This is a genomic window from Streptomyces sp. NPDC001594 (assembly GCF_042893675.1).
GTDB lineage: Bacteria > Actinomycetota > Actinomycetes > Streptomycetales > Streptomycetaceae > Streptomyces.
The window spans coordinates 175,119-200,228 of the sequence record NZ_JBIAVB010000006.1; the positions used below are offsets into that span (position 1 = coordinate 175,119).

The following is a 25,110-nucleotide window of genomic DNA, read 5'->3' on the forward strand; positions in this document are numbered from 1 at the left end:
AATCCGGAATTCGTGTACGGAATGGGGTACTCCACCCCCGAAACGGACGCTTCGGATCTCTGTTTCCGGCCGGTACGGCCGAATCGTTACTCCACAACCGCCCACATGCCGGGATTTCCACCCCGAAAACGCGTCCGGGCCCGGCGGAAAAGACTCCGCCGGGCCCGGATCCGCACACGGGAGGGGCGCGTCAGGGCGCCCGCACCGCCGACAGCAGCCCGGCCACCTCGTCCGAGCCCATCCGCAGCGCCGCGCCCACGGTGGCGAGCACCTCGCGCTCGGCCGGGATGTACGGCCCGTCGGCGAGGGCGATCCGCGCGCCCTGCAGCAGGATCGATTCACGTCCGGGGCCGGCCAGGTGCGCGGCGAGCGGTTCCAGCGCCTCGTGGAGCTCGATCGACAGCGCCGCCCCGCAGCACTCGGGTCCGTCGTAGAGCCCCAGCCGGCCCTCGTCGGTGGCCAGCGCCTCCACGAGGGACTCCAGCTGCTCCTCGGTGCAGTCCGTGAAGCCGGCGCCCCGTACGGCCGTCACGGCGGCCTCCAGCGCGCTGCGCGAGGAGGTCCCGCCCGCGGCGAGCACGGCCAGCGTCACGGTGTGCACGGCGTCGCGCAGCAGCGAGGAGAACCGGGTGGTGGTCAGGTGGTCCAGCACCTCGGTGCCGAAGCGCTCGCGGCAGGCCTGGCACTCGACGACGGGTCCGGCCTGCCCGCGCGGCAGCACCGGCAGGCCGAGCACGGTGAAGCGGCGGCGCCCGGTGCGCCGGCGGTAGTTGCGGTCACCACCGCAGCCGGGGCAGAAGAACTCCCCGTCGCCCACGGTGTTCCAGCTGGTACGGATGCCCCAGAGCGTCAGCTTCCGGCCGTTCCCACCCCGAACTGGCAGCACGTCGCACCTCCGTAACTCCCCGGGCAACGACGCCGGGTTGGCGTGATGTTAGCCACATCGGTGAGTGTGCGTCAGTCGTGCGACAAGACAACATGGCCCCGGGGGCGCACTTGGCCGATCTGCGCCCCCGGCCGGCGGGCCCTCGGACGGCCCCGGAACGCGGCGGAGCCCCGCTCCTCCGGCTGGAGGGGCGGGGCTCCGTCAGGGGTGGTTCAGCGGCCCGCGCGGTTGACGGCGGAGATGACCGCCTTCAGGGAGGCACGGGTGGTGTTGGCGTCGATGCCGATGCCCCACAGGACCCGGCCGTCGATGGCGCACTCGATGTACGAGGCGGCCACGGCGGAGGCGCCCTCGCTCATCGTGTGCTCGGTGTAGTCCAGCAGTCGGGCGTCCACGCCGATGCCGGCCAGCGCGTCGAAGAAGGCCGAGATCGGACCGTTGCCGGTGCCGTTCAGGACCGTCTCCACGCCGTCCACGACCGCCTCGACGGTCAGCGTGTCGGTGCCGTCCTTGTCGGTGGTGGTGGAGCCGGAACGCAGCTGGATGCGCCCCCACGGGTTCTCGGGGTTGGGCAGGTACTCGTCCGAGAAGACCTCCCAGATCGCCTTCGGCGTGACCTCGCCGCCCTCGGCGTCGGTCTTGGCCTGGATGATCCGCGAGAACTCGATCTGCATGCGGCGCGGCAGGTCCAGCTTGTGGTCGTTCTTCAGGACGTACGCGATGCCGCCCTTGCCGGACTGGGAGTTGACCCGGATGACGGCCTCGTAGGAGCGGCCGACGTCCTTCGGGTCGATCGGCAGGTACGGGACGGCCCACTCGATCTCGTCGACGGTCTTGCCCCGGGCGGCCGCGTCGGCCTCCATGGCGTCGAAGCCCTTCTTGATGGCGTCCTGGTGGGAGCCGGAGAAGGCGGTGTAGACCAGGTCGCCCGCGTAGGGGTGGCGCGGGTGGACCTCCATCTGGTTGCAGTACTCGCTGGTGCGGCGGATCTCGTCGATCTGCGAGAAGTCGATCTGCGGGTCGATGCCCTGGGAGAACAGGTTCATGCCCAGGGTGATCAGGTCGACGTTGCCGGTGCGCTCGCCCTGTCCGAACAGGCAACCCTCGATGCGGTCGGCGCCGGCCATCAGGGCCAGCTCGGCGGCGGCGACGGCGGTACCGCGGTCGTTGTGCGGGTGCACGGAGATGCAGATGTGCTCGCGGCGGGTCAGGTTGCGGGCCATCCACTCGAAGCGGTCCGCGTGGGTGGAGGGCGTGGAGCGCTCGACCGTGGCGGGCAGGTTCAGGATGATCTCGCGGCCCTCGGCCGGCTGCCAGACGTCGCAGACGGCCTCGCAGACCTCCAGGGCGAAGTCCAGCTCGGTGTCGGTGAAGATCTCCGGGCTGTACTGGTAGCCGAAGGTCGTCTCCGGGCCCAGCAGCTTGTCGGCGTACTCCATGACCAGGCGGGTGCCGTCGACGGCGATCTGCTTGATCTGCTCCTTGGAGCCGCGGAAGACGACCCGGCGGAAGGTCGGGGCGGTCGCGTTGTACAGGTGCACGGTGGCGCGCTTGGCGCCGACCAGCGATTCGACGGTCCGCTCGATCAGGTCCTCGCGGGCCTGGGTCAGTACGGAGATGGTGACGTCGTCCGGGATCGCGCCCTCTTCGATGATGGAGCGCACGAAGGCGAAGTCGGTCTCGCCGGAGGAGGGGAAGCCGACCTCGATCTCCTTGTAGCCCATGCGCACCAGCAGGTCGAACATCTCGCGCTTGCGGGCGGGGGTCATCGGGTCGATCAGCGACTGGTTGCCGTCGCGCAGGTCGGTGGAGAGCCAGCGCGGGGCCTTGGTGATGCGGGCGTCCGGCCAGGTGCGGTCGGCGATGTCCACCTGCTCGTACTGGCCGTACTTGTGGATGGGCATCCCGGAGGGCTTCTGGGTGTGGGTCGCGTTGGTGATGGGCGTGGGGCGACCGACAAAAGGCTGCTGGCTCATGGCGTTGGGCTCCTCGCGTGTCCGCGTGTAGTTCGCTGAACGGCCGACGGCGGTAGTGAAAACCGCAACACCAAACTCCGCGGGGAGGGGGCCGGCCTACGACTACAGACCCTCGCCGCGGCAGCTAAGGAGAAGCAGCCCGAAACGCATGATGGGCCGAGCCTAACCGAGCCGCGCCGTGTCGCGAGGACCTGTTTCAGTATGCAAGACCGCCGCGTCCGATTTACACCCTTTGTGACCCAAGACGCCCTTCATCCCGCAAGGTCCGGCGGATCCGTCAACACGGCGCGTCGGCTTTGAGACAACCGAATGAATCATGCTCGCCGCTAGTGACAGAGACATCACCCACTGCCACATTTCCGGGCATGGATGCCTTCCTTTCCCACGGACACACCCCCCACCACCCCGTCTTCTGCACCGTGGTGCCGCCGCACCTGCTGGACGAGGTCGCCCGGTCCACGGATTCCACCCGGGCCGACGCCGCCCAGCGCACCCTGGAGACCGACGCCCTCCTGCGCACCCGGCGCCGGATCAGCACCGTCCGCGGGATCGTCCCGGCCGACGCGGACCCGTCCCCCGTCGAGGGCCCGCGGCGCACGATCTACGACGCCCAGCACCACACCCGGCTGCCCGGGAAGAAGGTCCGCGCGGAGGGGGCCGACGCCTCCAAGGACGCCACCGTCAACCGCGCGTACGCGGGGCTGGGCGCCACGTACGAACTCTTCCTCAAGGCCTACGGCCGGCACTCGATCGACGGCTCCGGCCTGCCGCTGGACGCGAGCGTCCACTACGGCGAGGCCTACGACAACGCCTTCTGGGACGGGCAGCAGATGGTCTTCGGCGACGGGGACGGGGACCTGTTCCTCGACTTCACCGTGTCGGTGGACGTCATCGGGCACGAGCTGACCCACGGGGTGACCCAGTACACGGCCAACCTCGACTACCACGGCCAGTCCGGCGCCCTCAACGAGTCGATGTCGGACGTCTTCGGCTCGCTGATCAAGCAGTACTCCCTCGGCCAGACGGCGGACCAGGCGGACTGGCTGATCGGCGCCGGGCTGCTCGGGCCCAACGTCACGGGGGTCGCGCTGCGCTCGATGAAGGCGCCGGGGACGGCGTACGACGACGACGAGCTCGGCAAGGACCCGCAGCCGGCCACGATGGACGGCTACGTGACCACCTCCCGCGACAACGGCGGCGTCCACATCAACTCCGGCATCCCCAACCACGCCTTCTACGTCGTGGCGACCGAGCTGGGCGGCAAGGCCTGGGAGCGGGCCGGGCAGATCTGGTACGACACCCTGACCGGCGGGCAGCTGGAGTCCCGGGCGGACTTCAAGGACTTCGCCCGGCTGTCGACGGCCGCGGCCGTCGCCCGGTACGGGGAGGGCGGCGCCGAGCACCAGGCGCTCCAGAAGGCCTGGGCGGCCGTCGGCCTGGGGTAGGAATGGGGACATGAAGATCGAAGTGGTGCGGACGGGCGGATTCGCGGGCATCGAGCGGCGGGCCGAGGTGGACACCTCGGGCCGGCCCGACGAGCAGGAGTGGCGGGACCTGGCCGAGCTGGCCCTGACCCCCCACCCCCTGGCCGCCGAGGGACCGGGCGGGGTCCGCGACGGGTTCGCCTACCTCATCACGGTGGACGGGCGGACGGTGTCCTGCCAGGACCCCCACCTCACGGACGCCCAGCGCGGCCTGATCACGCGGGTGCTGAAGGAAGGCGCGTAGCGGCGGGGCCCCCGGCCCGGGCGGTAACGGGATGCCCCGGGCCCGGCGGCCCCGGCCCTCGCTCGGAGGCCCCGAGGCCACCCCCGCCGACGTACGGAAGGTGCTGGAGGGGCAGCGGGAGCTGGAGGTGCCCGAAGCGTTCGCATGGGTGGCCGAAAACAGCCCCTCCCTGCGGGCCGCCGTGGAAGCGGCGGGGCTGCACGTCCGGCGGCCTGACGCCTGAGCCTCAGCCGCTTTTTTGCGGAAACGGCAAGAAGGTTTGCCCGGGTCACGGGCGGGGGCGGAGCATCGGCGGTGTCCGTACAGGCGCTCACCGCACCCACCGAGGAGACCGCGTGCCCACCCCCTCCCCCACCCACCACGAGCACGAACACGGCCACCGCGTCGAGGCGGCCGGCCAGGCGTTCTGGGATTCCCGCTACCGCGAGAGCGAGCGGATCTGGAGCGGCCGGCCCAACTCCGTGCTGGTCCGCGAGGCCGCCGGCCTCGCCCCCGGCCGGGCCCTGGACCTCGGCTGCGGCGAGGGCGCCGACGCGGTCTGGCTGGCCGGACGCGGCTGGACGGTGACCGGCACCGACATCTCCCCCGTCGCCCTGGAACGGGCGGCCGGGCACGCCGCCGAGGCGGGCGTGGCCGACCGGATCGCCTTCGAGCGCCACGACCTCGGGGAGTCCTTCCCCGCCGGGGAGTTCGACCTGGTCGCGGCCTGCTTCCTGCACAGCCCGGGCGAGATGCCCCGCGAGCGGATCCTGCGCACCGCCGCCGCGGCCGTCGCCCCCGGCGGGGTCCTGCTGGTGGCCGGGCACGGCGGCCCGGCGCCGGGCGCCGAGAACCCGCACCCCGACCTGCACTTCCCCACCCCCGAGGAGGTGCTGGCCGGCCTGGAGCTGCCCGAGGACGGCTGGGAGGTGCTGGTCTGCGCCGAGCACGAGCGGGTCGGCACGGAGGCCGACCGGCCCGGGCACGGCTACGACAACACCCTCACGGTCCGCCGCCTGGCCTGAGCCGGGACCGCGCCGGGATCGGGATCAGAAGCCGAGCTTGCGCAGCTGCTTGGGGTCCCGCTGCCAGTCCTTGGCGACCTTCACGTGCAGGTCGAGGAAGACCGGCGTGCCGAGCAGCGCCTCGATGTGCTTGCGCGACTTCATGCCGACCTCCTTCAGGCGGGAGCCCTTGGGGCCGATGATGATGCCCTTCTGGCTGGGCCGCTCGATGTAGACGTTGGCGTGGATGTCGAGCAGCGGCCGGTCCGCCGGGCGGTTCTCGCGCGGGATCATCTCCTCGACCACGACGGCGATGGAGTGCGGGAGCTCGTCCCGGACGCCCTCCAGCGCGGCCTCGCGGATCAGCTCCGCGACCATCACCATCTCGGGCTCGTCGGTGAGGTCGCCCTCCGGGTAGAGCGGGGGGCTCTCCGGCAGCATCGGGGCGATCAGGTCGGCGAGCAGCTGCACCTGGGTGTCACCGACGGCGGACACGGGGACGATCTCGGCCCACTCGATGCCGAGCTCGGCGCCGAGCTGCTGGATCGCGATGAGCTGCTCGGCCAGCTGCTTGGACTCGACCAGGTCGGTCTTGGTGACGATGGCGATCTTGGGGGTCTTCTTGATCCCCGCGAGCTCCTTGGCGATGAACTTGTCGCCGGGGCCGAGCTTCTGGTCGGCGGGCAGGCAGAAGCCGATGACGTCGACCTCGGCCCAGGTGGTGCGCACCACGTCGTTGAGCCGCTCGCCGAGCAGGGTGCGCGGCTTGTGCAGACCGGGGGTGTCCACGAGGACCAGCTGGGCGTCGGGGCGGTGCACGATGCCGCGGACGGTGTGGCGGGTGGTCTGGGGCCGGTTCGAGGTGATCGCGACCTTGGTGCCCACCAGCGCGTTGGTCAGGGTCGACTTGCCCGCGTTGGGGCGGCCGACGAAGCAGGCGAAGCCCGCGCGGTGCGGGGCGGTGGGCTCGGGGGAACGATCGCTCATACGGGCCATTCTCCCCGATGCCGCCCTGCCCGCCGACCAGCCCGCCCCGCAGGGGTGCCGGGTGCCGCTGCGCGGGCTGTCCCCGACCCGCCGTTCCACCGTTCCCAGGGGCTCCGCCCCGGACCCCGTGCGTGCGCTGCGCGCCCGTCGCCTCAAACGCCGGCGGGGCTATTCATGGCCCCGCGCAGCGGCAGCCGGGCGGTGGGTCGGGCTAGGACAGGGTGAGGGTCAGGGTCGCCCGGTACGCGCCCGGCCGGGTGTACGCGGGCAGCCGCAGGGTGACCGGCGCGTCGACCGTGAACCGGCCGCCCTCCCCCGAGGCGAGCACCGCCCCCTCCGCACCGACCGCCCCCGCGGGACCGGCGCCGCACCCGCCCCCGCACACCGGGTTCCACGACAGCGAGGCGCCGGGGACCGGGGCACCGTCGGCCCCGGTGAACCCCGTCAGCCTCCCCCGCAACGTCCACCGCCCCGCACCGGGACCCCGCGTGTCGACCACCGTCACCGTCCCGATCCGGCCGGCCGCGCCCGCCGCGCCCCCGTACCCGACCGCGCCCAGCGTGATCGCCGCCCCGGCCTGCGTCATCGTCAGCGAGCCCACGGCGGGGACCGGCTCGACGACCGTGTACGCCTCCGGCCGCGCACCCCGCTCCGCCGACCAGGCCGCGCCCTCGTAGGCGACGACCCCCGTCGTCCCGGGGTCCGCCACCACCAGCTCCGCCGTGAACGCCCCGGACCGGTCCGCGGTGGCCGCCGCGCGGTCGGCCGTCCCGGCGGCGCCCGCGCGGCCGGCGACCGTCACGGCCGCCCCCGGCGTGAACCCGGCCCCCGTGACCCGGACCCGGGCGCCCGGCTCCCCGTACGAGGCGCCGAGGGCGAGGCCCCGCAGGTTCATGAGGGGCAGCGGGGCCACGGTGAGCCGCGCCGCGACCGGCGCCGACGGCCCGGCCGCCGCGCAGGCGGCCCCCGCCAGCGCGTAGCCGCCCGGGGTGAGGGTGATCGGGCCGCCCCCGGTGACGACGAAGCTCCCCTTCATGACCGCGCCCCCGGATCCGCCCGCGGCAGCGACCGGCACCTCGCCGGTCTGGGCCCCGCCCAGCAGGATCCGCCCGGTCGGGGCGGGGAGGGCGCCCTCGGCCGGGGGCGGCAGGGGGGTCCGGTCCAGCCGGTAGGTCACCGTCACCGTGTCGCCGGCCCGCGGCGCCGGGTCGTCCACCTCGATCCGGGCCGCCGTCGGCCCCTCGGCGTCCGGCAGGCAGTGCGTGGGGAACTCCACCCGCCCCGGGGGCGTTTCACCGTCGGCCGCCGCCGGCGCCCCCAGCGCTCCCCCGGCGGTGGCCGCGAGTACGGCCATGCCCGCGACCGCCGCCCGGCTCCTCCCGCGGCGCGCCCCGCTCCTCATCCGCCCGGCCCCCTCCCGCCGCCCCGCCCTGCCAGAGGGCCATTCACGGGCGGGCGGCGGGAGAAGTCAATGCGCACGGACGGCAGAAGCTGACGCAGCGTCAGGAACCGGCGGCCTCGGCCCCCGCGGCCCGGAACGTCCGCCGGTAGGCCGTCGGGCTCACCCCCAGCACCGCCTGGACGTGCTTGCGCAGCGACTGCGCCGTCCCGAAGCCCGCCTCCCGCGCCACCGCCTCCATCGGCAGTTCCGTCCGCTCCAGCAGCTGCCGCGCCCGCTCCACCCGCTGGCCGGTGATCCACTCCCCCGGGCTGACCCCCGACTCCTGGCGGAAACGGCGCGTGAAGGTCCGTACCGACATGGCCTCCTGCCGGGCCAGGTCGCTCAGCGGGAGCGGCTCGTGCAGCCGGTCCAGCACCCACGCCCGCGCGGCCGCGGTGCTGGACCGCTGCGGCTCCGGCACGGGCCGGGAGACGAACTGCGCCTGCCCGCCGTCCCGGTGGGGCGGCACGACGGTCCGCCGGGCCGCCTCGTTGGCGACGGCCGCGCCGTGGTCGCGGCGGACGATGTGCAGGCACAGGTCGACGCCGGCGGCGACCCCGGCGGAGGTCAGCACGTCCCCGTCGTCGGTGTAGAGCACGTCGGGGTCGACCCGTACGGCCGGGAACAGCCGCTGGAAATGCTCGGCGGAGGCCCAGTGGGTGGTGGCGGGCCGGCCGTCCAGGTACCCGGCGGCCGCCAGGACGTAGCCGCCGGTGCAGATGGAGACGAGGCGGGTGCCGGGCCGGATGTGGGCGAGGGCCGCCGCGAGCCCCGCCGTCAGCCGGCCCTCCTCGTAGACCGGCCCCAGCTCGTAGGAGGCGGGCACCACCACGGTGTCGGCCGTGGCGAGCAGCTCCGGGCCGTGCTCGACGTGGATGGCGAAGTCGGCGTCCGTGCGGACCGGCCCGGCGGCGAGTCCGCAGGTCAGGATCTCGTACAGGCGGCGTCCGCCCGGGCTCTTGGCGTAACCGAAGATCCGGTGCGGGATGCCGAGTTCGAAGGGCAGCAGCCCGGCGAGGGCGAGGATGACGACGCGGTGCGGCTTCGCGGCAGGGGCCATGGCCCGATCGTATCGAAGGGTGTCGGTCAGGCCACTGTCGTACGGGCCCCTCCTGGCCGGAAGCTGTCGGGGTGACGCAGACAGCACCCACCTCCAGCACCCAGGACACCGCCCCCGCGGCGCCCCGCGAGCCCGGCCGCATCCACCGGGCCTGGTTCGCCGCGGCCGTCGCCTTCGTGACGATCATCGGCGCGGCCGCCTTCGCCTCCCTGCCCGGACTGCTCATCGAGCCGCTGCACCAGGAGTTCGACTGGTCGCGCGGGACCATCGGTTTCGCGGTCTCCGTGAACCTCGCCCTCTACGGGCTCACCGCCCCCTTCGCCGCCGCCCTGATGGATCGGTTCGGCATCCGGAAGGTCGTCGCGCTCGCCCTGACCGTGATCGCGGGCGGCTCGCTGGCCACCGTGTGGATGACGGCGTCCTGGCAGCTGGTGCTGTTCTGGGGCGTGCTCGTCGGCCTGGGCAGCGGATCGATGGCGCTGGCCTTCGCGGCGACGGTGACCAACCGCTGGTTCACCGCCCGGCGCGGGCTCGTCACGGGCATCCTCACCGCCGCGGGCGCCTCCGGGCAGCTGATCTTCCTGCCGCTGCTGTCCTGGCTGGTGGAGCACCACGGCTGGCGGCCGGCCTCGGTCACCGTGGCGCTGGCGGCCCTGTCCGTCGTCCCCTTCGTGTGGCTGCTGCTGCGCGACCACCCGGCGGACGTGGGCCTCGCCCCGTACGGGGGCGCCTACGCGCCCAAGCCCGCGCCGGTCCAGGGTGCGGCGCGGCGGGCGGTGGCCGTGCTCTTCCGGGCGGCCCGGACGGGGCCGTTCTGGCTGCTGGCGGGCACCTTCGCGATCTGCGGGGCCTCCACGAACGGGCTGGTCCGCACCCACTTCACCCCGGCCGCCCACGACCACGGCATGCCGGTGACGGCCGCCGCCGGGCTGCTCGCGGTGATCGGGGTGTTCGACGTGCTGGGGACCATCGCCTCCGGCTGGTTCACCGACCGGTTCGAGGCCCGTCGCCTGCTGGCGGTCTACTACGCCCTGCGCGGGGTGTCGCTGATGTTCCTGCCGGTGCTGCTGGCGCCGGCCGTACATCCGCCGATGGTGCTGTTCATCGTCTTCTACGGGCTGGACTGGGTCGCGACCGTGCCGCCGACCATCGCCCTGTGCCGGGAGCACTACGGGCAGGACGGCGCCATCGTCTTCGGCTGGGTGCTGGCCTCGCACCAGGTGGGGGCGGCGCTGGTGGCCTACCTCGGCGGGGTGGCCCGGGACGCGCTCGGCTCGTACGACCTGGTCTGGTACGCCTCGGGCGCGCTGTGCGCGGTGGCGGCGCTGATGGCGATGGTGATCCGCCGCCGCCCGGCCGGGACCGCTACGGCCGCGGCCGCCGCCGTCTGAGCCCCGGCCCTCGCGGGACCAGGACCGGAACCCCCGCGAGGACCGGAACCGCGCCGCCCGGACCGGAACCGCGCCGCCCGGATGCGTCGGGCGGCGCGGAGGGGGTTCAGGCCCCGGCGGGGGTGGTGGACTTCAGAGTGCCGTCCGGGCCGGCGAGCAGGACCGGGGTGGCCGGGCCGCCGAGGTCGCGGACCGCCGCGCGGTCGGCCTCGGCCGGGGCGTCGGCCGCGCTGACCACGGCCGCGGCCTCCAGGGAACGGGCGCCGCTGGCCACCGCCATCGCGACGGCCGTCTGGAGCGCGCTGAGCCTGAGGGAGTCCAGCTCCACGGTCCCGGCGACATAGGTGCGCCCGGTCTCGTCGCGGACCGCCGCTCCTTCGGGGACCCCGTTGCGCGCCCGGGCGCTGCGCGCCAGGGTGATGATCTTGCTGTCCTCGGGGCCGATCCCCGCGCCCACGCTGCTCTCGGTCATAGGCGAAAGCATAGGGAGCACCCCGGCAGGGCCGCGCAACGACCCCGCCGGGGCGGTTCCCCCGTCGCGCCTCCCCCCGGGGCGCAGGACAAACCTAAACAGCGAAACGGCTGCCCCCTGCGATCCGAAGGTCCCGAACCGATATGACCTTCGACCCTAACCTTCGGCCGGGAAGCAGCCAGGACTCAAGGCCGGTCCAGCCGCAGCCGCTCCGCCCTCGGCAGGCCCGCCACGACCAGGTCGTACGAGTCCTCCACCAGCTCGCGCACCAGCGCGTCCGGCAGTTCCCGGACCGACACGGTGTTCCAGTGCCGCTTGTTCATGTGCCAGCCGGGCACGATCGCGGCGTGCTGCTCGCGCAGCCGCACCGCCGCCTCCGGATCGCACTTGAGGTTGACCTTCAGCGGCTCGCCGTCCAGCGCCGACAGGGCGAACATCTTGCCCAGCACCTTGAACACGGAGGTCTCCGGGGTGAAGGGGAACTCCTCCACCGCCGCGTTGAAGCTCAGACAGAACGCGCGCAGCTCCGCCGGGGTCATTCCCCCTCCTCCCGCTCGACGGCCTGCGGAACCACCGGCTCCACGAGCACCGTGACGATCTTGTTCCGGCGGCCCGCCGGGGATTCGGCCGTCAGCCGCAGGGGCCGCCCGTCCGGCAGGTCCACCACCGCCGAGGCCCCGGCGATCGGCACCCGGCCCAGCGCCTTGGCCAGCAGCCCGCCGACCGTCTCCACGTCCTCGTCGTCGAAGGCCAGCGCCCCGAACAGCTCGCCCAGGTCGGTGATGTCCAGGCGCGCGGTGACCCGGTAGCGGTCGTCGCCGAGCTCCTCCACGGGCGGGAGTTCCCGGTCGTACTCGTCGGTGATCTCGCCGACGATCTCCTCCAGGATGTCCTCGATCGTGACGATGCCGGCCGTGCCGCCGTACTCGTCGATGACGACGGCCACGTGGTTGCGCACCGACTGCATCTCGCGCAGCAGGTCCCCGGCGTTCTTGGTGTCGGGCACGAAGACCGCCGGCCGCATCACCGTGGAGACCAGGTCGCTCTCGGCCTCCCGGTTGATGTGCGTCCGGCGGACGAGGTCCTTGAGGTAGACCATGCCGACGATGTCGTCCTCGTTCTCCCCGGTGACCGGGATCCGGGAGAAACCGGAACGCAGGGCGAGGGTGGTCGCCTGGCGGATGGTCTTGTAGCGCTCGATGCAGACGAGGTCGGTGCGCGGCACCATCACCTCGCGCACCAGCGTGTCACCGAGCTCGAAGACCGAGTGCACCATCCGGCGCTCGTCGTCCTCGATCAGCGATTCCGCCTCCGCGAGGTCCACCATCGCGCGCAGCTCGGCCTCGGAGGCGAAGGGCCCCTTGCGGAAGCCCTTGCCCGGGGTGAGGGCGTTGCCGATGAGGATCAGCAGCTGCGGGATCGGCCCCATGATCCGGGCCAGCGGGACGAGGACGTACGCGGCCGCCGTCGCCGTGTTCAGCGGGTGCTGGCGGCCGATCGTACGGGGCGAGACGCCCACCGCCACGAACGAGACCAGCACCATCACGGCGATGGCCACCAGCAGCGCGGTCCAGTTCTCCCCGAACGCGTCGAGGCAGACGTACGTGACGAGCACGCCCGCCGCCATCTCGCAGGTGACGCGGACCAGCAGGGCCACGTTGACGTAGCGGGTGGGGTCGCCGGCGACCTGGGCCAGCTTGGCGCTGCCGCGCCGGCCCTCCCGTACGGCCTGGTCGGCGCGGAAGCTGGAGACGCGGGCGATCCCGGACTCGGCGCAGGCGGCGAACCAGGCCACCACCGTCAGCAGGACCGCCCCGGTGATCAGCTGGTAGGCGCCGGTCACGAGACGGTCGGGGCCGGGGAGGGACCGGTCAGCCCGCGCTCACCGCGCCAGCCGTCGACGATGGCCGCCTGGAGGCCGAACATCTCGGCCTTCTCGTCCGGCTCCTCGTGGTCGTACCCCAGCAGGTGCAGCACCCCGTGGACGGTCAGGAGCTGGAGCTCCTCGTCCATGGAGTGCTGCGTGGGGGCGTCCTCGCCCTGCTTCTTCGCCACCTCGGGGCACAGCACGATGTCGCCGAGGAGCCCCTGCGGGGGCTCCTCGTCGTCCTTCGACGGCGGCCGCAGCTCGTCCATCGGGAAGGACATGACGTCGGTGGGTCCGGGCAGGTCCATCCACTGGATGTGGAGCTGCTCCATGGCGTCCTCGTCGACGACGATGACGGAGAGCTCGGAGAGCGGGTGGATCCGCATCCGGGTGAGCGCGTAGCGGGCAATGTCGAGGATCGCCTGCTCGTCGACTTCGGTTCCGGACTCGTTGTTGACGTCGATCGACATGGTGCGCTGGGTTCTACTTCCGCTGGTTGCCGTTCCGGGCCGGACCGGTCTCCCGGGCCGCCTGGCTGTCGTCGTACTTCTCGTACGCGTCGACGATACGGCCGATCAGCTTGTGCCGGACGACATCCTCGGAGGTGAGCCGCGAGAAGTGGATGTCGGGTACCCCTTCGAGGATCTCCTGGACCTGGCGCAGACCGCTCCTGGTGCCGTTCGGGAGATCGACCTGCGTGATGTCACCGGTGATGACGATCTTCGAGTCGAACCCGAGGCGGGTCAGGAACATCTTCATCTGCTCGGGGCTGGTGTTCTGCGCCTCGTCGAGGACGACGAAGGCGTCGTTCAGCGTCCGGCCGCGCATGTACGCCAGCGGGGCCACCTCGATGGTGCCGGCGGCCATCAGCCGGGGGATGGAGTCGGGGTCCATCATGTCGTGCAGGGCGTCGTAGAGCGGGCGCAGGTACGGGTCGATCTTGTCGAAGAGGGTGCCCGGCAGGAAGCCGAGCCGCTCCCCCGCCTCGACGGCGGGCCGGGTCAGGATGATCCGGCTGACCTGCTTGGACTGCAGGGCCTGCACGGCCTTGGCCATGGCGAGGTAGGTCTTGCCGGTACCGGCAGGGCCGATGCCGAAGACGATCGTGTTCTTGTCGATCGCGTCGACGTACCGCTTCTGGTTGAGGGTCTTGGGGCGGATGGTGCGGCCGCGGCTGGAGAGGATGTTCTGGGTGAGCACCTCGGCCGGGGTCTCCAGCGGGCGCCCCTCGGCGTCGCTGCCGTTCGCCTTGAGCATGGCGATCGAGCGTTCCACTGCGTCCTCCGTCATCGGCTGCCCGGTGCGGAGCACCAGCATCATCTCGTCGAACAGGCGCTGGATCAGGGCGACTTCCGCCGCTTCCCCGACCGCGCTGACCTGGTTGCCCCGGACGTGGATGTCGGCCCCCGGGAAGGCCTTCTCGATCACGCGCAGCAGCGCGTCGCCCGAGCCGAGCACGGTCACCATCGGGTGCGTCGCCGGGACGGTGAAGTGGGCTCGCGTCTGGCCCGGAACGGGGCTGTGGGCTGTCGGTGTCTGAGTCATGGGCCGGCACTGTGGCCTGCGCATACCTCCCGCTGAGGGGCCGCGCCGATCGACGGCCTCCGGAGTACCAAGGGTACGTCCACCCCCGACCGTTCCCGAGGGGTTTTCCGGCCCGGGCCGGGGCCCCTCCTAGGCGGGGCTGCGGAAGCCGATGGTGGGGACGGCGCGGCGGCGGGAGCAGGGGCCGGCGCCGGGCGGGACGAGGGCGTCCAGGAAGCCGTAGCGGCCGCGCAGCTCCTCGGGGGCGGTGCGCCACCAGTGGGCCACCTCGGACCAGCCCGGGGCGGAGAGGGAGCCGCCGAACTCCTGCACCGAGAGGGCGGCGGTCAGGCCGGCGAAGGCCAGCCGGTCCGCCAGCGGCCACCCCGCCAGGCTGCCGGTGACGAACCCGGCCACGTACACGTCCCCGGCCCCGGTGGGGTCCAGGGCGTCGACGGTGATGGCGGGGGCCTCCGCGGTCTCCCCGGTCCGGGAGTCCACGGCGTACGAGCCCTCCGAGCCCATGGTCACCACCGCGACCGGCACCTTCTCCGCCAGTGCCCGGGCCGCGGCGCGGGGACAGTCGGTGCGGGTGTAGCGCATGGCCTCGCCGGCGTTGGGCAGGAAGGCCTCGCAGTGCTCCAGGTCGGTCAGGGAGCCGAGCTCCCAGCGGCCGGTGTCGTCCCAGCCGACGTCGGCGAAGATCCGCGAGCCGCGGCGGGCCGCCTCCCCGATCCAGTCCTCGCGCCGGTCGGCGGCGAGCGAGGCCACGGCGGCCCGCGTCCTCGGCGGACACCAGGGGAAGGGGCCGGGGCCGGCCGGGGGCGGGGCCTCGTGGCCGTGGGAGACCATCGTGCGCTCGCCCTCGTAGGCCATGGAGACGGTGACCGGGCTGTGCCAGCCCTGGACGGTGCGGGACATCGACAGGTCGATGCCCTCGCCCTGCGCCAGGGCGTCCCAGCAGTACTCGCCGTAGTGGTCGTCGCCGAAGGCCGCGGCGAGGGAGGTGCGGAGCCCCAGGCGGGCCAGGGCGGTGGCCATGTTGGCGACGCCGCCGGGGCTGGAGCCCATGCCGCGCGCCCAGGACTCCGTCCCGCGGACGGGGGCGGAGTCGAGGCCGGTGAAGATGATGTCGAGGAAGACCGTGCCGGTCAGGAAGACGTCGCAGCCCGGCTCCTGGGGGTCGCGCAGGGGGCCGAGCGGGTCGAGGTCGTCGAGTGCGTGGAGCGCTCCGGGGCGGCTGGTGCGGCTGTCCCGACTGGTCACGGTGTACTCCCCGTTGAAGTGTCGTTTCTGCGGTCGGCCGAGGGGCTGCCAGGTCTGCCCGGGGGCCCCGAGGCCGAATCCAGTGTGACGCACCTCACCTGAGCCGGGCTCTCCTCCCGCCTTCGCCCCACTGGTGCGCGGAGCGGGCCCCTGCCCGCACCCGCACCGCGCGGCTACCGCTTCGGCAGGGCGACCCGGGAGAGGTCGGCCGCGACGGTCAGCTCCCCCTCGAACCCCGCCGCCCGCGCCTCCCGTTCGAACTCCGAGGGGTCGGAGTAGCGCTGCGAGAAGTGCGTCAGCACCAGGTGCCGGACCCCGGCGTCCCGCGCCGCGCCCGCCGCCTGCCCGGCGGTGAGGTGGCCGTGGTCCTCCGCGAGCGCCCGGTCCGCGTCGAGGAACGTGGACTCGATGACCAGCATGTCGCAGCCCTCGGCCAGCTCGGTCACCCCCGGGCACAGCCGGGTGTCCATGACGAAGGCGAACCGCTGCCCCGCCCGGTGCTCGCTGACGTCCTCCAGGGTGACCTCCCCCAGCCGCCCCTCGCGCTGGATCCGCCCGACGTCCGGGCCCTTGATCCCGTACCGCGCGAGCAGCTCCGGCCGCATCCGGCGCCCGTCCGGCTCGGTGAGCCGGTAGCCGAAGGACTCCACCGGGTGCGACAGCCGGCGGGCCTCCAGGACGTACGAGGGGCCCTGCGCGAGCACCCCGTCCTCCGCCACCGGCTCCTCCCGCAGCCGTACCGTCTCCCGGTAGGCGGTCGCGTACCGCAGCCGGTCGAAGAACTTCTGCCCGGAGGCCGGGTAGTGCGCGGTCACGGGGTGCGGGACCTGGTCGAGGTTGATCCGCTGGATCACCCCGGCCAGGCCGAGGCTGTGGTCACCGTGGAAGTGGGTGACGCAGATCCGGTTGATGTCGTGGGCCGCGACACCGGCCCGCAGCATCTGCCGTTGCGTGCCCTCGCCCGGGTCGAAGAGGATGCCCTCGCCGTCCCAGCGCAGCAGGTAGCCGTTGTGGTTGCGGTGCCGGGTGGGCACCTGGCTGGCGGTGCCGAGGACCACGAACTCGCGTACGGACACGGACCGCTACCCGGGGGGCCACTGGAGGCCGCGGCCGCCCAGGACGTGCAGGTGGGCGTGGAAGACGGTCTGGCCCGCGCCCGCGCCGGTGTTGAACACGACCCGGTAGCCGTGGTCGGCGACCTTCTCCTCGGCGGCGATCTCCCCGGCCTCACGCAGTATGTCGGCGATCACGGCCGGCTCGGCGGCGGCGAGGGAGGCGGCGTCGGGGTAGTGCACCTTCGGGATGACCAGCACGTGCGTCGGCGCCTGCGGGTTGATGTCCCGGAAGGCCAGGGTGGTTTCGGTCTCCCGGACCACGGTCGCGGGGATCTTCCCCTCGACGATCTTGCAGAACAGGCAGTCCGCCTGCGGTTCCCCGGCCATGGCTGCGCCTCCCGTGACGTTGATCGGTCGGGGCATGCTACCGGCCCGGCCCCCGCGTCCGCCCGACCGGCCGAGCGGGCCTCGACCTTCCCGCGCGAGCGCCCCGAGCGGCGCGGGCGGGGACGGCGGCGCCCACGCCCCGGCCCCGCCCGCGGAACACGGCGCGTACGGCCGGCCGCACGCGCCGGCCCGTGCGGCCGCGGCGCCCGACCCGCGGCCGCCGGATCAGCCCGCCGCGCCCGGTGCCGCGCACCGGCGCGTTGACGGAGCGCCTTCTAGCCCCAGCGTCCCGTGCGTGCCAGCAGCACGGCGGTGGCCGCCGTGCCCGCCGTCGAGGTGCGCAGGACGCTGGGGCCCAGCCGGTACGGGCGGGCGCCCGCCTCCGCGAAGGCGGCCAGTTCCTCCGGGGAGACCCCGCCCTCGGGGCCGACCACCAGGACCACCGAGCCCGACTCCGGCAGGGCGGCCGTCGCCAGCGGCTCCGAGCCCGCCTCGCGGTCCTCGTGCAGCACCATCGCCAGGTCGGCTCCGGCCAGCAGGGCGGCCACCTGCTTGGTGGACAGCGCCTCGCCGACCTCCGGGAAGCGCACCCGGCGCGACTGCTTGCCCGACTCCCGCGCGGTGGACCGCCACTTGGCCAGGGACTTGGCCCCGCGGTCGCCGCGCCACTGGGTGATGCACCGCGAGGCCTGCCACGGCACGATGGCGTCGACGCCGGTCTCCGTCATCGTCTCGACCGCGACCTCGCCGCGGTCGCCCTTGGGCAGCGCCTGCACCACCGTGATCCGCACGGTCGGCTCCGGCTCCTCCCGGATCTCGTTCAGGTCCATGACCACCAGGCGGTCCTTGCCCTCGGCCGCCTTGACCACGCCCTCCGTCCAGCGGCCCCGCCCGTCGGTGAGGACCACGTCCTCACCGGGGCCCAGCCGCTTCACGGACACCGCGTGCCGTCCCTCGGGGCCCTCCAGCACGAACTCCGGCCCCGCGGGGACCTCTTCGACCACGAACACGGGGGCCGTCATGACGCTCTCCTCATCTGCAACACCTTCAACGCACTCTGCGCCTCGGCCAGTTCGGCCGCCAGCACCTCCACCAGCTCCCCCGCGGGCAGCGCCCGGGCCAGCCGGTGCCCCTGCCCGGCCCACAGCCCCATGCCCTGCGGGTCCCCGGCCGCGGCGGCCGCCTTGCGCAGCCCCGAGGTCATGTGGTGGATCTGGGGGTAGGCGGCCGGGGCGTAGGGGCCGTGCTCGCGCACGAACCGGTTCACCAGGCTCCGCGCGGGCCGGCCCGAGAAGGCCCGGGTCAGCTCGGTGTGCGGGAACATCGGGTCGGTCAGGGCCTTCTTGTGCAGGGGGTGGGCGCCCGACTCCCGGCAGGCCAGGAAGGCCGTGCCGAGCTGCGCCGCCTCCGCGCCCGCCGCGAGCAGCGCGGCGATCTGCGCGCCGCGCATCACCCCGCCCGCCGCGATGATCGGCAGGGCCACGGCCTCGCGGACCTGGGTGACCAGGGTGAGCAGTCCTACGCCGGCCGTGCCGTCGGTCTGCGGGTCGTCGCGGTGGGTGCCCTGGTGACCGCCGGCCTCGACGCCCTGGACGCACACGGCGTCGGCGCCGGCCGCCTGGGCGGTGCGGGCCTCCTCGGCCGAGGTCACGGTGACGATCGTGTAGGTGCCGGCCGCCCGCAGGCGCGCCAGGGCCGCGGGGTCGGGGCAGCCGAAGGTGAAGGAGACGACCCGGACCGGGTCCTCCAGCAGGATGGCGAGCTTGGCGTCGTAGCCGTCGTCGCTGGTGCCGATGATGTCCTCCTCGGCGAGGGAGACCTCGTACCAGCTCGCCTCGCCGGCCAGCTGCCCGCGGTAGGCCTCGACGGCGGCCGGGTCGGCGTGGTCGGCCTGCGGCAGGAAGAGGTTCACGCCGAAGGGGCGCCGGGTGAGCCCGCGCGTCTGTTTGATCTCCTGGTACATGCCGTCGGCGGTCTTGTAGCCGCCGGCCAGGAAGCCGAGGCCGCCCGCTTCGCACACGGCGGCGACGAGGGGCGGGCCGGAGACGCCGCCCGCCATGGGAGCCTGCACGATCGGGTACGGGTGGAGACCGTTCGGTGCGGAGGACATGGACTGCATCGTGCCATGTCCGGGTCACGGCTCCGAATCATGGCATTCGCCTGGCATAGTCCGCTTTCCCGGCGGGGCCGGAGCGGCGAGAGCCCGGTACGGGGTCTCCCGTACCGGGCTCTCGCGGAGTCCGTCCGCCGAGCGGTCAGCGGCCGTTGAACGCGTCCTTCAGGCGGCTGAACAGGCCCTGCTGGCCCGGCGCGAACTGGCCCATGGGCCGCTCCTCGCCGCGCAGCTTGGCGAGCTGGCGCAGCAGCTCCTCCTGCTGGGCGTCCAGCTTGCCGGGGGTGGTGACCTCGACGTGGACGATCAGGTCGCCGCGGCCGCCGCCGCGCAGGTGCGTGACGCCGCGCCCGTGCAGCGGGATCGCCTGGCCGGACTGGGTGCCCGGGCGGATGTCGATCTCCTCCATGCCGTCCAGCGTCTCCAGCGGGCACTTGGTGCCCAGGGCCGCCGCCGTCATGGGGATGGTGACCGTGCAGTGCAGGTCGTCCCCGCGCCGCTGGAAGGTCGGGTGCGGCAGCTCGTGGATCTCCACGTAGAGGTCGCCGGCGGGGCCGCCGCCGGGGCCGACCTCGCCCTCGCCCGCGAGCTGGATCCGGGTGCCGTTCTCGACGCCGGCCGGGATCTTGACCGTCAGGCTGCGGCGGGAGCGGACCCGGCCGTCGCCCGCGCACTCGGGGCACGGGGTCGGGACCACGGTGCCGAAGCCCTGGCACTGCGGGCAGGGGCGCGAGGTCATGACCTGGCCCAGGAAGGACCGGGTGACCTGCGAGACCTCACCGCGGCCGCGGCACATGTCACAGGTCTGCGCGGAGGTGCCGGGGGCGGCGCCCTCGCCGGAGCAGGTGCCGCACACCACGGCGGTGTCGACCTGGATCTCCTTGGTCGTGCCGAAGGCGGCCTCGTCCAGCTCCAGGTCGAGGCGGATCATGGCGTCCTGGCCGCGGCGGGTCCGCGAGCGCGGGCCGCGCTGCGAGGCCTGGCCGAAGAAGGCGTCCATGATGTCGGAGAAGTTGCCGAAGCCGCCCGCCCCGAAGCCGCCCGCGCCGCCACCGCCGCCCGAGGAGGACAGCGGGTCGCCGCCGAGGTCGTAGACCTGCTTCTTCTGCGGATCGGAGAGGACCTCATAGGCCGCGTTGATCTCCTTGAAGCGCTCCTGCGTCTTCGGGTCCGGATTCACGTCCGGGTGGAGTTCACGCGCGAGGCGGCGGAAGGCCTTCTTGATCTCGTCCTGCGATGCGTCGCGGCGCACGCCGAGTACGGCGTAGTAGTCCGTGGCCACTTACGACTCCGCCAGGATCTGTCCGACGTAACGTGCCACTGCGCGTACCGCTCCCATCGTTCCGGGGTAGTCCATGCGGGTCGGTCCGACCACGCCGAGTTTGGCGACTGCTTCGCCGCCCGAACCGTAGCCGACGGACACGACCGACGTGGAGTTGAGCCCCTCGTAGGCGTTCTCGTGCCCGATCCGTACGGCCATCCCCGACTCCCCGGCCTCGCCCAGCAGCTTGAGGAGCACCACGTGCTCCTCGAGCGCTTCCAGGACGGGCCTGATCGTCAAGGGAAAATCATGTCCGAAGCGAGTGAGGTTGGCGGTGCCGCCGATCATCAGCCGCTCCTCCGCCTCCTCGGCCAGGGTTTCGAGGAGGGTCGCGAGCACCGCCTTGACGGTGGCCCGGTCGTCGACCTCGAACGACTCCGGCAGGTCCTGCACCAGGTTCGGGACGTCGGTGAAACGCCGGCCGACCACCCGGCTGTTGAGCCGTGCCCGCAGGTCGGCGAGGGATTGCTCGCCGAAGGGGGTCTGGGTGTCCACCATGCGCTGCTCGACCCGTCCGGTGTCGGTGATCAGCACGAGCATCAGGCGGGCCGGGGCCAGCGACAGCAGCTCGACGTGCCGGACGGTGGAGCGGGTCAGCGACGGGTACTGGACGACGGCCACCTGGCGGGTGAGCTGCGCGAGCAGCCGCACCGTGCGGCCGACGACGTCGTCGAGGTCGACGGCCCCGTCGAGGAAGTTCTGGATGGCCCGGCGCTCGGGCGTCGACAGCGGCTTGACGCCGGCCAGCTTGTCGACGAAGAGGCGGTAGCCCTTGTCGGTGGGGATCCGGCCGGCGCTGGTGTGGGGCTGGGCGATGTAGCCCTCCTCCTCCAGCACGGCCATGTCGTTGCGCACGGTGGCCGGTGAGACGCCCAGCTTGTGCCGCTCGGTGAGGGCCTTGGAGCCCACGGGCTCCTCCGTCCCGACGTAGTCCTGGACGATGGCGCGCAGCACTTCGAGTCTGCGTTCACTGAGCATCGCGCACACCTCCGGATGCGGTCGGTCGTCGGGCGGTCGTGGTCGGGCGGTCCTGCGGTCCTGCGGTCTTGATCGGCTGGCACTCTGCTCGGCCGAGTGCCAGAGATCCCCCGGTCAGTGTACGGCCGGGTAGTACGCAGCAGGCAAGGGTGGCCCGCCAGGGTAGCGTCGCGGCATGGACGTACGTTGGGAAGAGGCGGGCTGGGAACGGGTGGCCCCGCGGGTGGGCCGGCGACGGCTCCCGGTGTGGGACTGCACGGTGGGGCTGGTGGTGGGGGACGACTCGGTGCTCCTGATCGACCCCGGATCGAGCGTCCGGGAGGGGGCTGAGATCCGTGCCGAGGCGGAGCGGCTGACCGGCCGGCACGTGACCCATATCGCATTCACGCACGGACATTTCGACCACGTGCTGGGCGGTGCCGCCTTCGCGGGCGCCCGGACCTACGGCGCGGTGGGGCTGGACCGGCTGCTGGCCACGCCCGGGGGCCGTGAGGAGCTCCGGTACAGCGCGGTGGCCCAGGGCCTGGCGGAGGACGAGGCCGCCGAGGCGTGCGACCTGCTGACGGCGCCCGGGCACCTGGTGTCGGGCGAGTGGACGCTGGAGCTCGGCGGGCTCCAGGTGCTGCTGGCGAACGTGGGGCCCGCGCATTCCCAGCACGACCTGGCCGTCTTCGTGCCGGGCGAGCGGGAGACGGTGTTCTGCGGGGACCTGGTCGAGGAGTCCGGGGAGCCCCAGGCGGGCTCGGACGCGGTGCCGGGCCAGTGGCCGGCGGCGCTGGACCGGCTGCTGTCACTGGGCGGGGAGGACGCCCTGTACGTGCCGGGTCACGGAGCGGTGGTGGACGCGGGCTTCGTGCGTGCGCAACGCGCCACACTGGCGGCCCGGTTCGGCGTGTCGGGAGCGTGAGGGCCGCGGCTCTCCTAGTGTCGGCCGGATGCGTGAGTACTCCCCCGACCTGACCCCGCAGTGGAAGCGCCCCAAGCCCGTGCCGGAGGTGCCTGCCGACCCCGATCTGGTGGTCGAGGTGGCGGGCACGGACTTCTGCGGCGCGGTGGTGGCGTGCGAGGCGGGCACGGTGACCCTGGAGGACCGCTTCGGCAAGCGCCGGGTCTTCCCGCTGGAGCCGAGCGGCTTCCTGCTGGACGGGGCCGTGGTGACCCTGACCCGCCCGTCACGGGCCCCGGCCGCGCCGGCCCGTACGGCCTCCGGCTCGATCGCCGTCCCGGGGGCGCGGGCGCGGGTGGCCCGGGCGGGGCGGATCTACGTGGAGGGGCGGCACGACGCCGAGCTGGTCGAGCGGGTGTGGGGTGACGACCTGCGGATCGAGGGCGTGGTGGTGGAGTACCTGGAGGGGGTCGACGACCTCGCGGCGGTGGTGGCGGAGTTCGCCCCGGGCCCGGACGCCCGCCTCGGGGTCCTGGTGGACCACCTGGTGCCGGGTTCGAAGGAGTCCCGGATCGCGGCGTCGGTGACCGGCCCGGACGTGCTGGTGGTGGGCCACCCGTACGTGGACGTCTGGCAGGCGGTGAAGCCGTCGGCGCTGGGCATCCGGGCGTGGCCGGAGGTCCCGCGCGGCCAGGACTGGAAGACGGGCGTCTGCCGGGCCCTGGGCTGGCCGGAGAACACGGGGGCCGCCTGGCAGCACATCCTGTCCCGCGTGACGTCCTACCGCGACCTGGAGCCGACGCTGCTGGGGCGGGTGGAGGAACTGATCGACTTCGTCACGGCCGGCGGTAGCGCTTGAACTTTGGAAGTGTGCGGAACTCGGTGGTGTCCAGCTTGATCCCCAGGACATCCACTGGAACCGGCAACCCGAACGCAGTGGTGAGTTCCACGTCGTAGTCCGCTTCCTCTCCCCGCCCCGTCGGCTTCGTCAGCAGGACGCACACAGCCTCAAAGGGGTCGATGATCAGATATGCCGGAACCCGGCCGGCCGCGTACATCGACCGCTTGATCTCGTAGTCGGTGTGGACGCTGTTCTTCGACACGACCTCAACCAGCAGAGTGGTCGCTGGGGCCGGAACAAGCCTCCCCGGCCCCTCAAACGCGCCGTGCTCAACCACCACCAGGTCGGGCTGCGGCTCCGATGTCTCGCCGGGAATGGCGATGTCCTGCGTCTGAACCGGATACCACCTGTCGAGGGGAATCTGCTTCAGCACATGCAGGATGATCAGATTGTGGACCCAGTCGAGCCCGGCCATCATCACGATGTCCCCCCTGAGGAGCTCAGCCTTGAAGCCCTCCGGGACCACCAGGTCCTCGAAGAACTTGGCGACATCCGTGATCAGCCGGTCATCCACAGCAGTCATCTCCGTGGTCCTCCGCGTTCGCCGCCGTCGCTTACGGCGGCGAGCCTAGGTCCAGCGTAAGCAGTGGCATCCGGGTTCCGCGGGCATTCACCCGACTGGGGGATCAGTCCACCAGGTCCCGCACCACCGCGTCCGCCAGCAGCCGCCCCCGCAGGGTCAGCACCGCGCGGCCGGCCTCGTACGGGGCCGCCTCCAGCAGGCCGTCGGCCAGGGCGCGGCGGGAGGCCTCCAGGCCCGCCGGGGCCAGCAGGGACAGGGGGACGCCGTCGACCAGGCGGAGCTCCAGCAGGATCCGCTCCACACGCCGGTCCTCCTCCGAGAGGAGCTCGCGGCCCGCGCCCGGGGAGCGGCCCTCGGCGAGGGCGGCCGCGTAGGCGCCGGGGTGCTTCACGTTCCACCAGCGGACCCCGCCCACGTGCGAGTGGGCCCCGGGGCCGGCACCCCACCAGTCGGCGCCGCGCCAGTACAGCTCGTTGTGCAGGCAGCGGCCGGCCTCGGAGGTGGCCCAGTTCGAGACCTCGTACCAGGAGTACCCGGCCTCGGCCATGACGGAGTCCGCGATCAGGTACCGGTCGGCGTGGACGTCGTCGTCGGTCATCGGGACCTCGCCGCGGCGGATCCGGCGGGCCAGCTGGGTGCCCTCCTCGACGATCAGCGCGTAGGCGCTGATGTGGTCCGGTCCGGCGCCGAGCGCGGCCTCCAGGGAGACCCGCCAGTCCTCGTCGGACTCGCCGGGGGTGCCGTAGATCAGGTCGAGGTTGACGTGCTCGAAGCCCGCCGCGCGGGCCTCGGCGACGCAGGCCTCGGGGCGGCCGGGGGTGTGGGTGCGGTCGAGGACCTTCAGCACGTGCTGCTTGGCGCTCTGCATGCCGAAGGAGATCCGGTTGAACCCGCCGGCGCGCAGCTCCGCCAGGTACTCGGGGTTCACGGACTCGGGGTTGGCCTCGGTGGTGACCTCGGCGTCCTCGGCCAGGCCGAACTCGTCGCGGATCGCCCCGAGCATGCGGACGAGGTCCGCGGCGGGCAGCAGGGTGGGCGTGCCGCCGCCGACGAAGACGGTCCGTACCGCGCGCGGGTCGTCGCCGAGCACCTTGCGGGCCAGGCGGACCTCGTCGATCAGGGTGTCGGCGTAGTTCTCGCGGGAGGCGAGGACGCCGCCGGTGCCGCGCAGCTCGGTGGCGGTGTAGGTGTTGAAGTCGCAGTACCCGCAGCGGGTGGCGCAGTACGGGACGTGCAGGTAGAAGCCCAGGGGCCGCTCCCCGGCGCCCGCCAGGGCGTGCGACGGCAGCGAGCCGTCTTCGGGCATGGGTTCACCGTCGGGCAGTGCGGAAGGCATGCGCCCATTGTCCCGCACCGCCCCATGGT

The 25,110-nt window shown here is 73.1% G+C and carries 26 protein-coding genes; 7 read left to right on the plus strand and 19 right to left on the minus strand.

Annotated elements, in window-relative coordinates:
• Positions 1-190: 190 nt before the first annotated feature.
• Together ACFY0O_RS14665 and leuA are read right to left on the minus strand one after the other, a co-directional pair.
• Positions 191-886, minus strand: a complete 696-nt coding sequence (locus ACFY0O_RS14665) for a TerB family tellurite resistance protein (RefSeq protein ID WP_388946970.1) — start codon at positions 884-886, stop codon at positions 191-193.
• 212 nt (positions 887-1,098) lie between these two features.
• Complete coding sequence (gene leuA / locus ACFY0O_RS14670; protein ID WP_388946971.1) at positions 1,099-2,862, minus strand: 2-isopropylmalate synthase; 1,764 nt, start codon at positions 2,860-2,862, stop codon at positions 1,099-1,101.
• 365 nt (positions 2,863-3,227) lie between these two features.
• On the opposite strand from leuA, the gene ACFY0O_RS14675 reads away from it, so the two are divergent.
• The 4 genes from ACFY0O_RS14675 to ACFY0O_RS14690 all read left to right on the plus strand — a co-directional run bounded on the left by ACFY0O_RS14675 (position 3,228) and on the right by ACFY0O_RS14690 (position 5,594).
• Positions 3,228-4,307 (plus strand): M4 family metallopeptidase, encoded by a 1,080-nt coding sequence (locus ACFY0O_RS14675; RefSeq protein ID WP_388946972.1) that lies wholly within the window; start codon positions 3,228-3,230, stop codon positions 4,305-4,307.
• Between the two features lie 10 nt (positions 4,308-4,317).
• Entirely contained in the window at positions 4,318-4,590 is a 273-nt protein-coding gene (locus ACFY0O_RS14680) for a protealysin inhibitor emfourin (protein WP_358892980.1), read from the plus strand.
• Positions 4,591-4,621: 31 nt separating this feature from the next.
• Positions 4,622-4,813: a hypothetical protein gene (locus tag ACFY0O_RS14685; protein ID WP_388946974.1), complete on the plus strand. Its 192-nt coding sequence runs from the start codon at positions 4,622-4,624 to the stop codon at positions 4,811-4,813.
• A 112-nt stretch (positions 4,814-4,925) separates the two neighbouring features.
• Positions 4,926-5,594, plus strand: coding sequence for an SAM-dependent methyltransferase (locus ACFY0O_RS14690; protein ID WP_388946975.1), 669 nt, complete (start codon positions 4,926-4,928; stop codon positions 5,592-5,594).
• 24 nt (positions 5,595-5,618) lie between these two features.
• Here the strand turns inward: ACFY0O_RS14690 and era are convergent, their stop codons facing one another.
• The 3 genes from era to ACFY0O_RS14705 form a co-directional block, all read right to left on the minus strand.
• Entirely contained in the window at positions 5,619-6,569 is a 951-nt protein-coding gene (gene era / locus ACFY0O_RS14695; protein WP_385529032.1) for a GTPase Era, read from the minus strand.
• Between the two features lie 202 nt (positions 6,570-6,771).
• A complete protein-coding gene (locus ACFY0O_RS14700) occupies positions 6,772-7,914 on the minus strand; it encodes a beta-xylosidase (protein ID WP_388946978.1) in 1,143 nt (380 codons plus the stop codon).
• 148 nt (positions 7,915-8,062) lie between these two features.
• Positions 8,063-9,061, minus strand: a complete 999-nt coding sequence (locus ACFY0O_RS14705; RefSeq protein ID WP_388946980.1) for a GlxA family transcriptional regulator — start codon at positions 9,059-9,061, stop codon at positions 8,063-8,065.
• A gap of 71 nt (positions 9,062-9,132) precedes the next feature.
• Between ACFY0O_RS14705 and ACFY0O_RS14710 the strand changes: the two genes are divergently transcribed.
• On the plus strand, positions 9,133-10,452 hold the full coding sequence (locus tag ACFY0O_RS14710) for an MFS transporter (RefSeq protein ID WP_388946982.1): 1,320 nt from the start codon (positions 9,133-9,135) through the stop codon (positions 10,450-10,452).
• Positions 10,453-10,558: 106 nt separating this feature from the next.
• On the opposite strand, the gene ACFY0O_RS14715 is transcribed toward ACFY0O_RS14710, so the two are convergent.
• From ACFY0O_RS14715 to hrcA, 12 genes are all read right to left on the minus strand, one after another.
• Complete coding sequence (locus ACFY0O_RS14715) at positions 10,559-10,924, minus strand: cytidine deaminase (RefSeq protein WP_388946984.1); 366 nt, start codon at positions 10,922-10,924, stop codon at positions 10,559-10,561.
• Between the two features lie 185 nt (positions 10,925-11,109).
• The gene (locus ACFY0O_RS14720) at positions 11,110-11,463 is read right to left on the minus strand and encodes an MmcQ/YjbR family DNA-binding protein (RefSeq protein WP_388946985.1); all 354 of its coding nucleotides are present in this window, start codon (positions 11,461-11,463) and stop codon (positions 11,110-11,112) included.
• Complete coding sequence (locus tag ACFY0O_RS14725) at positions 11,460-12,767, minus strand: hemolysin family protein (protein WP_358892972.1); 1,308 nt, start codon at positions 12,765-12,767, stop codon at positions 11,460-11,462. Before ACFY0O_RS14725 ends, ACFY0O_RS14720 begins: the two co-directional genes overlap by 4 nt.
• Entirely contained in the window at positions 12,764-13,261 is a 498-nt protein-coding gene (gene ybeY, locus ACFY0O_RS14730; protein ID WP_358892971.1) for an rRNA maturation RNase YbeY, read from the minus strand. Before ybeY ends, ACFY0O_RS14725 begins: the two co-directional genes overlap by 4 nt.
• 13 nt (positions 13,262-13,274) lie before the next feature.
• Positions 13,275-14,336, minus strand: a complete 1,062-nt coding sequence (locus ACFY0O_RS14735) for a PhoH family protein (protein ID WP_388946988.1) — start codon at positions 14,334-14,336, stop codon at positions 13,275-13,277.
• A 129-nt stretch (positions 14,337-14,465) separates the two neighbouring features.
• Positions 14,466-15,581: a carbohydrate kinase family protein gene (locus ACFY0O_RS14740; RefSeq protein ID WP_388946990.1), complete on the minus strand. Its 1,116-nt coding sequence runs from the start codon at positions 15,579-15,581 to the stop codon at positions 14,466-14,468.
• A 173-nt stretch (positions 15,582-15,754) separates the two neighbouring features.
• On the minus strand, positions 15,755-16,657 hold the full coding sequence (locus tag ACFY0O_RS14745) for a ribonuclease Z (RefSeq protein WP_388946992.1): 903 nt from the start codon (positions 16,655-16,657) through the stop codon (positions 15,755-15,757).
• Positions 16,658-16,663: 6 nt separating this feature from the next.
• Complete coding sequence (locus ACFY0O_RS14750) at positions 16,664-17,023, minus strand: histidine triad nucleotide-binding protein (RefSeq protein ID WP_358892967.1); 360 nt, start codon at positions 17,021-17,023, stop codon at positions 16,664-16,666.
• A gap of 275 nt (positions 17,024-17,298) precedes the next feature.
• Entirely contained in the window at positions 17,299-18,045 is a 747-nt protein-coding gene (locus ACFY0O_RS14755; protein ID WP_388946993.1) for a 16S rRNA (uracil(1498)-N(3))-methyltransferase, read from the minus strand.
• On the minus strand, positions 18,042-19,133 hold the full coding sequence (locus ACFY0O_RS14760; protein ID WP_388946995.1) for a nitronate monooxygenase: 1,092 nt from the start codon (positions 19,131-19,133) through the stop codon (positions 18,042-18,044). The genes ACFY0O_RS14755 and ACFY0O_RS14760 overlap by 4 nt, the downstream gene beginning before the upstream one ends.
• 145 nt (positions 19,134-19,278) lie before the next feature.
• The gene (gene dnaJ / locus ACFY0O_RS14765) at positions 19,279-20,418 is read right to left on the minus strand and encodes a molecular chaperone DnaJ (protein ID WP_358892964.1); all 1,140 of its coding nucleotides are present in this window, start codon (positions 20,416-20,418) and stop codon (positions 19,279-19,281) included.
• Positions 20,419-21,435 (minus strand): heat-inducible transcriptional repressor HrcA, encoded by a 1,017-nt coding sequence (gene hrcA, locus ACFY0O_RS14770; protein ID WP_388946996.1) that lies wholly within the window; start codon positions 21,433-21,435, stop codon positions 20,419-20,421.
• Positions 21,436-21,610: 175 nt separating this feature from the next.
• On the opposite strand from hrcA, the gene ACFY0O_RS14775 reads away from it, so the two are divergent.
• Together ACFY0O_RS14775 and ACFY0O_RS14780 are read left to right on the plus strand one after the other, a co-directional pair.
• On the plus strand, positions 21,611-22,342 hold the full coding sequence (locus ACFY0O_RS14775) for an MBL fold metallo-hydrolase (RefSeq protein WP_388946997.1): 732 nt from the start codon (positions 21,611-21,613) through the stop codon (positions 22,340-22,342).
• Positions 22,343-22,370: 28 nt separating this feature from the next.
• Positions 22,371-23,180 carry a DUF3097 domain-containing protein gene (locus tag ACFY0O_RS14780; protein ID WP_388946998.1) on the plus strand — a complete coding sequence of 270 codons (810 nt, stop codon included), beginning with the start codon at positions 22,371-22,373 and terminating at the stop codon, positions 23,178-23,180.
• Here ACFY0O_RS14780 and ACFY0O_RS14785 read toward each other — a convergent pair.
• Together ACFY0O_RS14785 and hemW are read right to left on the minus strand one after the other, a co-directional pair.
• Complete coding sequence (locus ACFY0O_RS14785; RefSeq protein WP_388946999.1) at positions 23,158-23,745, minus strand: Uma2 family endonuclease; 588 nt, start codon at positions 23,743-23,745, stop codon at positions 23,158-23,160. The genes ACFY0O_RS14780 and ACFY0O_RS14785 overlap by 23 nt on opposite strands.
• A 103-nt stretch (positions 23,746-23,848) precedes the next feature.
• Entirely contained in the window at positions 23,849-25,081 is a 1,233-nt protein-coding gene (hemW, locus tag ACFY0O_RS14790; RefSeq protein WP_388947000.1) for a radical SAM family heme chaperone HemW, read from the minus strand.
• Between the last annotated feature and the right edge of the window lie 29 nt (positions 25,082-25,110).